6 protein-coding genes are annotated in these 8,669 nt (G+C 71.2%); 2 read left to right on the top strand and 4 right to left on the bottom strand.

The window, feature by feature from the left end:
- Positions 1-705: hypothetical protein (locus tag P1P70_RS35200; RefSeq protein WP_319245102.1), on the top strand; the 705-nt coding region annotated here is incomplete at its 5' end.
- 152 nt (positions 706-857) lie between these two features.
- Here P1P70_RS35200 and P1P70_RS35195 read toward each other — a convergent pair.
- Positions 858-1,223, bottom strand: coding sequence for a cupin domain-containing protein (locus tag P1P70_RS35195; RefSeq protein WP_045560188.1), 366 nt, complete (start codon positions 1,221-1,223; stop codon positions 858-860).
- Between the two features lie 147 nt (positions 1,224-1,370).
- On the opposite strand from P1P70_RS35195, the gene P1P70_RS35190 reads away from it, so the two are divergent.
- On the top strand, positions 1,371-3,665 hold the full coding sequence (locus P1P70_RS35190) for an MMPL family transporter (protein ID WP_319245101.1): 2,295 nt from the start codon (positions 1,371-1,373) through the stop codon (positions 3,663-3,665).
- Between the two features lie 32 nt (positions 3,666-3,697).
- Here the strand turns inward: P1P70_RS35190 and P1P70_RS35185 are convergent, their stop codons facing one another.
- From P1P70_RS35185 to P1P70_RS35175, 3 genes are all read right to left on the bottom strand, one after another.
- Entirely contained in the window at positions 3,698-5,977 is a 2,280-nt protein-coding gene (locus P1P70_RS35185; protein ID WP_319245100.1) for a M4 family metallopeptidase, read from the bottom strand.
- 198 nt (positions 5,978-6,175) lie between these two features.
- Positions 6,176-7,408: a hypothetical protein gene (locus P1P70_RS35180; RefSeq protein ID WP_319245099.1), complete on the bottom strand. Its 1,233-nt coding sequence runs from the start codon at positions 7,406-7,408 to the stop codon at positions 6,176-6,178.
- 76 nt (positions 7,409-7,484) lie between these two features.
- On the bottom strand, positions 7,485-8,300 hold the full coding sequence (locus tag P1P70_RS35175) for an SAM-dependent methyltransferase (RefSeq protein ID WP_319245098.1): 816 nt from the start codon (positions 8,298-8,300) through the stop codon (positions 7,485-7,487).
- Between the last annotated feature and the right edge of the window lie 369 nt (positions 8,301-8,669).

The raw sequence follows: 8,669 nt of genomic DNA, 5'->3' as shown, positions 1-8,669 counted from the left end.
CGCCCAGGCCGCCGAGGCCACCGCCGCGCCGACCAGGGCCCACAGCACGGCACGCCCGCCACCGGTGCCGGCGGGCGTGCCGTGCTGTGGGCCCTGGTCGGCGCGGCGGTGGCCTCGGCGGCCTGGGCGGGCGGGGTCTTCCTGCTCGGCAACGACGACACGGAGGCCGACCTGCGCGGATACCGGGCCACGTCGGACATCTGCCCGTCGGTGGACTACTCGTCCTTCAAGAACGAGTACCCGGAGGAGGACGACGCCCCGGTCAACAACTCCCTCAAGCACGCTGCCCTCGACCAGAGCTACTGCAGCATCTCCCTCAAGGAGTCCTCGACCTCCACCCTCTCCGACGCGTACTTCTCGGTCCAGATCGACCTGCACAAGAAGACCGACCCGGGCCCCGAGTTCACCGCCCTGTGGTCCGAGTACGACCAGCGGTACGACGACTACGAGGTCGACGAGGTCGAGGGCTTCGGGGACGAGGCGTACATCATCACCGAGGACACCAGCTCGGGCGACGACACCAGCGGCAGCCGCTCGGCGACCCTCGCGGTGCGCGACGGCTGGATGACGTACGAGATGCGCTGGAGCGCCTACGGCTCCAGCTACGACGACGTGAGCATGCCGGACGTGGACGATGTCGTCGAATGGCTCAAGGAAGACACGAACGCGACGCTGGACAACCTGCGGGAATCCAACGGCATCTAGCTGGCCGACGGGCGCAGGCGCGCAGGCGCGGAGGTGGGGAGGCGCGGGCGGCGGGCGCGGGTGGGCGCGGACGGCGGCTGCCGTGGCGTGCAGGTGGAGGCGGGACGTCTCGCGTCACCGCCTCCACTGCCTCGCGCATCCGGACCGTCGGCTCAGTCGCCCTTCGCCTTCGCGTAGTCCTTGGCCATCTGGCCGGCGAAGTCGTAGAGAACGCACTGCTCGTCGCCCACGACCCACGCGTCGTGTCCCGGCGGACACACGAAGGTGTCGCCCGGTCCGACCTCGCCCTCGCCGCCGTCGTCCATCCGGATCTGCATACGGCCCTGGACCACGTACCCGTTGTGGTGGACCTGGCAGCTCTCCGTGCCCGCGATGGGGCCGACGGACTCCGACCAGCGCCAGCCCGGCTCGAAGACGGCCACGGCGAAGTCGAGCCCGGTGAGGTGCACGGCCTCGAGGTGACCCCGAGGGAAGTCGCGCCGCTCGTCCGGCTTCTCGACCGACTTGATCTCCAGCATGACGGCTCCTTCCGTTCCGTCCCACCCCCCTCATCGTCCGCCTGTCAAGCCGGGGCCGCCAACCGGGGGGCGCTGTCCCGCCCGGGGTGCCGGGCCATCGGGAGCGTCGTGTAATGAGGGCCGGAGATCGCTTCCGTGGGAGAGACGATGCGCTCACGCCGTACCGCTGGGAAGGGCGAGGCCGAGGAGGCCGGGGGCGTGCTGCGGCGGCTCGGGGAGTGGTGCGCCCGGCACTTCGTGATCGTGATCGTCGCCTGGCTGGTCGCCCTCGCGGCCGTCCAGGTACTGAACCGGTCCTACGGCGGCGACTACTCGGACGACTTCTCCCTCCCCGGCGTGCAGTCCGAGAAGGGCCTGGACGTACTGAAGGAGCACGACCCGGCAGCCGGCGGCTACGGCAGCCAGATCGTCCTGCACGACGAGGACAAGGCCCTCACCTCGCTCGGCTCCCAGATGTCCGAGACGGTCGACGACCTGCAGAAGCTGCCGCACGTGCTGTCGGTCCAGAACCCGCTGACCACGCCCGCCACCCAGCCGTCGCAGTCGTCGGACCAGTCGCAGCAGCCGAACGTCAGCCCGCTGTCCTCCGATCAGAAGACGGCGTACATCACGATCCGCTTCGACGTGCAGCCCTCGACCCTCGGCGACGGCTATCTCGACGGGGTCGACGACTCGGTCCAGCCGCTGCGGTCCGCGGGCGCCGAGGTCGAGTACGGCGGACCGCTCGGCGAACTGGCCCGCCCCGCCGCCGACGACCGGGTGAGCGAGCTGATCGGCTTCGCGGTCGCGATCGTCGTCCTGCTGATCGGGTTCGGCAGCGTCATCGCCGCCGGACTGCCCCTGGTGACCGCGCTGCTGAGCGTCATCGGAGGCCTCGCCTGTCTGGGCCTGCTGGCCGCCGCGTTCACGTTCGCGACCGTCTCGCCGACCCTGGCGACGATGATCGGGCTCGGCGTCGGCATCGACTACGCCCTGTTCCTGATCACCCGTCACCGGCAGAACCTCATGGACGGCGACGACCCGGTGCGGGCGGCGGGCCGCGCCGCCTCGACCAGCGGTCACGCCGTCCTCGTCTCCGGCTGCACGGTGATCGTCGCCCTCGCCGGGCTGTACGCGTCCGGCGTGAGCTTCATCGGCAAGCTCGGACTCGCCGCCGCCGTGACCGTCGTCTCCGCGATCATCGGCGCGCTCACGCTGGTCCCCGCCCTGCTCGGTCTCATCGGCAGGCGCATCGACCGCTACCACGTCCGCAAGCCCGTCGCCGAGACCGGCGCGGAGGCGGGCGAGGAGATCACCGGCACCTGGCACCGCTACGCCCAGCGCGTGGAGCACCATCCGTGGCGGTTCCTGGCGGCCGGTGTCACGACCGTGGCGATCCTCGCCATCCCCGTCTTCTCCATCCAGCTCGGCCACATCGGCGACGGCGCCGACCCCACCTCCTTCACCGACCGCCGCGCCTACGACCTGATGACCGACGCCTTCGGGCCGGGCTCCAACGGTCCGCTCACGGTCGTCATCGACCAGACCTCGGTGCCGTCCTCGGACCGCCAGAGCCTGCAGAGCACCGCGCAGAAGAATCTGGACGCCGTGGAAGGGGCCTACGCGGTCACCCCGTTGACCCCCACCCAGGACGGGGACGTCCTGGTCGGCACGGTCTACTCCGAGAAGTCCCCGCAGAGCGCCGACACCACGCACCTGACCAACCGTCTGGTCGACGACACCCTCCCCGCCTCGGTCTCCGGGACCGCGGCCGAGGGGTACGTCACCGGGACCACGGCCTCGCAGGTCGACTTCCGTGACATCGTGGCGAGCCGGCTGCCCGTCATCATCGCCGTCGTCGTCGCGCTCGCCTTCCTGATCATCCTCGCCGTCTTCCGCGGCCTCCTGGTCGCGGTGAAGGCGGCGGTCCTCAACGTGCTCTCCATCGCGGCCTCGTACGGCGTCGTCGTCGCCGTCTTCCAGTGGGGCTGGGGCGGGCCCGCTCTGGGCGTCAACGGCAAGGTGCCCATCGAGAGCTACGTCCCGATGATGATGTTCGCCATCATCTTCGGCCTCAGCATGGACTACGAGATCTTCCTGCTCTCCCGCGTCCACGAGGCCTGGGCGCGCACCGGCGACGCCCGTGCCTCCGTGGCCCACGCGCTGGAGATCACGGCCCGTGTCATCACCTGCGCCGCCCTGATCATGGTCAGTGTCTTCGCCGCGTTCATCGTCAGCGACAACATCGTGGTCAAGATGCTGGGGCTGGGTCTCGCCGTCAGCGTCCTCATCGACGCCACCGTCGTCCGCCTGCTCATGGTGCCCGCGGTGATGACCCTCCTGGGCCGCCATGCCTGGTGGACCCCGCACTGGCTGGACCGGATCATGCCGCACATCGACGCGGAGGGCGACACGGCGAAGCGGCCGGTCCCGACGGGGCGGGACCGACCGCTCGGCAACTGACTCGCCTCAGCCGGAAGACAGTCGACGATGAATCAGAAGGTCAGCTTCCAGCTGTTGATGTGACCGGTGTCGAGGCTGGCCACGTCCTGCACCCGCAGCTTCCAGGTGCCGGCGGCGGTCTCCGAGGAGGCGTCCACCGTGTACGTCTCGACCACGTTGTCCGCCGAGTCGGAGGACGAGGAGTTCTTCAGCCGGTACGCGGTGCCGTCCGGGGCCACCAGGTCGACGACCAGGTCACCGCGCCAGGTGTGGACGATGTTCACGTCCACGCTGAGCGCGCTGGACGCCGCTCCGGCCCGGTTGACGTTGATCGGCGACTCCACGGTGGAGTTGTCGGGGATCTGGTAGTCGGCGGTGTTCTCGAACACCGACTGGTTCCCCTCCTCGTCCACGCGCCAGGCGAAGCCCGCGGTGCCGGTCTCGCCGGCCGCGTCCGTCACGGTGACCGTCACCGTCGAGTTGCCGGCCGTGGTCGGGGTGCCGGAGATCCGGCCCGTGGCGGCGTCGATCGACAGCCCGTCCGGCAGGCCGGCGGCCGCGTACGACAGGGCGCCGGCGTTGGTGGAGGACGCCTGGACGTCCAGCGTGACCGTCTGGCCGACCAGCGAGTACTGGGCGGCCGGCGGGACGACCGTCACGCCGTCGAGGATCCGTGCGCCGACGTTGATCGCGGCCCAGGCGTTGGCGGTGTTGTTGTAGGTCACCGAGCCGAGCCCGTACAGGTCGGCGGCGGCCTGCAGTGTGGCGGTGCGGGCGGCCGCGTAGTTGGTCGTGGACGTCATGTACGTGGTGAGCGCCCGGAACCAGATCTTCTCGGCCGCGTCCCGGCCTATCGGGGTCACCGGCAGCCCGTCGAAGGTCGGCGAGTCGTAGGAGACGCCGTTGACGACCTTCGCGCCGCTGCCTTCGGAGGCCAGGTAGTACCAGTGGTTGGCCGGGCCCGAGGAGTAGTGGACGTCCACGTTGCCGAGCGTGGAGGACCAGTAGTCGCGCGAGGAGCCGTCCCTGCTGGGCTTGTCCATGTAACGCAGCGGTGTGCCGTCGCCGTTGATGTCGATCTTCTCGCCGACCAGGTAGTCCCCGACGTCTTCGGGGTTGCCCGCGGCGAACTCGACGGCGGCGGCGAAGATGTCGGAGGTCGCCTCGTTCAACCCGCCGGACTCACCGCTGTAGACGAGGTTGGCGGTGACCGACGTCAGACCGTGCGTCATCTCGTGCGCGGCCACGTCGATCGAGGTGAGCGGGTTGGCGTTGCCCGACCCGTCGCCGTACGTCATGCAGAAGCAGGAGTCCTGCCAGAACGCGTTGACGTAGTTGTTGCCGTAGTGCACCCGGCTGTACGGTGCGACGCCGTCGTTGCGCAACCCGTTGCGGCCGTGCACGTTCTTGTAGTAGTCCCAGGTCAGCGCCGCGCCGTAGTGGGCGTCCGCGCCGGCGGTCTCCAGGTTCGCGGTGGTCCCGTCGCCCCAGATGTCGTCGGAGCCGCTGAACAGCGTGCCGGTGCCGGAGGAGCCCCGGTTCAGGTTGTACGTGCGGTGGTTGCCCCGGTCCGCGTCGGTCAGCGTGAACGACGAGCCGGACTGGCTGGTGCCGAGGGTGACCGTGCCGCTGTAGCGGGTGTTGCCCGTGCCGGTGTGCACGGCCTCGTACTCGTACAGCTTCTTCCCGGTCTGCGCGTCGGTGATGACGTGCAGCTCGCTGGGTGTGTCGTCGTGCTGGAAGCCGCTGACGACGGTCTCGTAGGCGAGGGTCGGCGTGCCCTTCGCGGCCCAGACGACCTTGCGGCTGCTGTCCGGAGCGGTCTTGGTGGACCCCTCCTCCTTCGCCGCCTTGAGCGCCTGCTTCTCGGCGGTGGCCCGGCTGACCTCGGCGCTGAGGTCCGACACCGTCAACTCGGGCTTGTAGGCCCGCGTGACGCTCTCGACCGCGCCGGACTTGGCAGCGTGGACGACCAGGTCGCCGCCCAGCACCGGCAGGCCGGCGTAGGTGCGCTCGTAGCGGGTGTGCGTGGTGCCGTCGGCGTCCTTGACGACGTCGCGGACCCGCAACTCCTCCTGGCTGCCGAGGTCCAGGCGGTCCGCGGTCCGGTCGGTGGCCTTCTCGGCCTGCCGGACGAGGGTCGCCCGCTGTGCGGGGGTGAGCTGCGCGGGCAGGGACCCGCGGTCCGCCTTGGCCGCCGCGGGACGGGCGGTGCCTTCGCCGCCGTCGCCGCGTGCGATCGCGGGGGCGCCCGGGACGGCGACGGCGAGTACCGCCGCCGCGACCACGAGGGCGGCTGTGGCCGTGGTACGTCTGTGGGGGGTGGATCTCACGCGAACTCCTTTGCTGCGGCCGCGTCGGACGAGCGGCCGTACGAAGGACCCGGTGCACGGGTCGAGGCACCGGGTGGTGCAGGGAGTGCTGCGATGCGGGTGCGCGTGCGACCGTCGTGAGACGGGGTGTGCACAGAGTGACAGATGTGGAGCTGTTGTGTCAGGAGCACAACAAGTGTTTGGCCGGAAACCGAGCGCTCACCTACCGCCGGTGACCAGGCGCTTCCCGGCGGCGGACCGCACCTCGGTCTCCTCCATGGGATCGTCCCGCAACTCCGCCAGCCGCTTGTCGACGTGCGGCAGATCGGGCGCGTGGGCGATCCCCAACAGACGGGCGCCGGATTCGCAGTCCCACAGCGACTCGGTGTGCACGAAGTCGAGTCCGGCCGGCGCGACGGCCGCCAACGCCTTGACCAGGGCGGGCCGTTCGTAGGAGTGCGGGGTGCGCAGCCACAGGCGGCGCAGCACCGGCGCCGCCTCGGCGCCCGCCGCGCCGAAGCGGGCGATCCCGGCGGCCGGGACGGCGGGGCCGCACCACTGGCGTGCCGCTTCGTGTGCCACGAGCTCCGCCAGCAGGACGGGCAGATCCCGGGCCGTGCCGTGCTCCGCCAGTACCCGCACGCCGATCCACGAGAGCCACGGCCGCCCGTCCGCCGCCCAGGCCCGCGCCTCGGGCACGGCGAGCGGGCCGAGCCGCAGGACCGCCGACGCGAGCCCCGGCAGGGGGAGTTCGCCGTTCACCTCCGCAAGGTCGGGCACCAGCGGGACGAGCCCCGGCTCCGGTGGACGCCCGGCCAGGGAGCGCAGCGCCTCGATCCTGGTGTGAAGGGCCGATCCGCCGTCGGCGAGAACCTCCAGCAGCCGGGCGCCGCTCGGACCCACGTCGACCGGGTGCGGCCCTCGCGGGCGGCCGGGGGTATGTGTTTCGGCCCCCGCCCGCCAGCGCGCCCAGGGCTCGGAACGCCACAACCGCGGCTGCTCCCCGCCGAGTCGGTCCCGGGCGACGTCGGCCAGGTCGTCCCACCACTCGACCGGCCACGCGTCCGCCACCGACTCCAGCACATCGGTCCAGTGCTCGCCGTCGCGGACGTACGCCCGCAAGGTCTCGCGCGCCTCGACCGATCCCGAGAGCGCGAGGAGTTCCAGCATCCTGGTGGCCCGCTCGCAGTCGTCCTCGTCGCCCGCGAGGAGGGCGAGCGCGGGGTCCGGGGCGAGCCCCGACTCCCGTATGAGGCGCGCCAGATAGAGGGCGCGGTCGTCGACCGTGGTGTCCCACCGCCAGTCCCGCCGCACGACCTCGACGACCGCCGCGGCGGCCGCCTCCGGTGCGTCGAACGCCTGCAACGCGCCCAGCCCGCGCCCGCGTTGCAGCAACCCCTCCAGCGTGTCCGGAGGGGCGTACTCCTGGCCGTTCGCGGCGTCATCGGTCATCGCCGCGAAGCCTGCCGGAGACGCCCGAACGGTGCCAGCCGTTTTTCAGCGGCCCCTCACGGCCCGTGGGTGCTCCTCACGGCTTGCGGGCGAGACCGCCGTGCTCGGCGATGACCTCCGGGGCGGGGCCGGTGCCGTCCGGACGCCAGAGGGGCACCGAGACCACGCCGGGGTCGAGGAGTTCGAGGCCGTCGAAGAAGGACGTGATCTCGTCGACGGTCCGCAGGTTGTACGGCACGGCGCCGCTCTCGTTGTAGCCGTCCTGGGCCTGCTCGAAGACCGGGTCGATGCCCCGGGAGCCGTCGTTGATGGAGAGGTAGCTGCCGGTCGGCAGCGCCCCCATCAGATGGTCCACGATGGAGCGTGCCTGGTCGTGGTCGGCGACGTGGCCCAGGATGTTGCTGAGGATCAGCGCGGTGGGCCGGCCGAGGTCCAGGGTGTCGGCGGCGGCCGCGAGGATGCGGTCGGGGTCGAGCACGTTGGAGTCCACGTAGGCGGTCGCCCCCTGCGGAGTGGAGTAGAGCAGGGCGCGGGCGTGGGCCAGGACCAGGGGGTCGTTGTCGACGTAGACGATCCGGGCCTCCGGGGCGATCCGCTGGGCCACCTCATGGGTGTTCTCGGCGGTCGGCAGACCCGTACCGACGTCCAGGAACTGCCGTATCCCCGCCTCGGCCACCAGGTGCGTGATGTTGCGGCGCAGGAACGCGCGGCTGCTGCGGGCGATGGTGACGATGCCGGGGAACACGGCGGTGTAGGCGTCACCGGCCTGCTCGTCGACGGGGTAGTTGTCCTTCCCGCCCAGCCAGTAGTTCCAGATACGGGCCGAGTGCGGCACCGAGGTGTCGATCTTCTGGTGCGCGGCCGGGCCGGGCGTGGTCGCGTGGTCGGTCATGTCTACCGTCCGTCTTTCAGCCGAAGCGAGGAGTTCGGACACAACCTACGTCCCTACAGCCCTGTTCCGTACGTCAGTTCACCCTTTTTCGGTGCGTGGGGCCCGCAAGGGTTTCACGGCGGGGACGCGGCTCCCCGGGCGCCCGGGGAACTTCTCGGCCCCGGTCGCGCGTCTTCGGGGTGAGGCCGGACGCATCCGGTGCGCGACGGAGGGGGTTTGCCATGACGACGAACGACCCGGGCACGATCGAGACCACGCTGGCCGACGGTCGGCGCATGACCCTGTCGCTGCCTCCGACGGACGCCGGGTGGGCCGCCGACGGGATCAAGGCACTGCGCGCCGTCCCGCCCACCCACACCGGACACGGCG

It is taken from the genome of Streptomyces sp. MB09-02B (genome assembly GCF_033794485.1).
In the GTDB taxonomy this organism is placed as follows: Bacteria; Actinomycetota; Actinomycetes; order Streptomycetales; family Streptomycetaceae; genus Streptomyces.
Note: the sequence above shows the minus strand (reverse complement) of the source record. Positions and strands in the feature narration are given on the sequence as shown.

What these genes read in the sequence shown, in the direction of transcription:
- P1P70_RS35180 (WP_319245099.1), bottom strand. Translation starts at nt 7,408, where the DNA reads ATGACCGATGACGCCGCGAACGGCCAGGAGTACGCCCCTCCGGACACG.
- P1P70_RS35190 (WP_319245101.1), top strand. Translation starts at nt 1,371, where the DNA reads ATGCGCTCACGCCGTACCGCTGGGAAGGGCGAGGCCGAGGAGGCCGGG.
- P1P70_RS35175 (WP_319245098.1), bottom strand. Translation starts at nt 8,300, where the DNA reads ATGACCGACCACGCGACCACGCCCGGCCCGGCCGCGCACCAGAAGATC.
- P1P70_RS35195 (WP_045560188.1), bottom strand. Translation starts at nt 1,223, where the DNA reads ATGCTGGAGATCAAGTCGGTCGAGAAGCCGGACGAGCGGCGCGACTTC.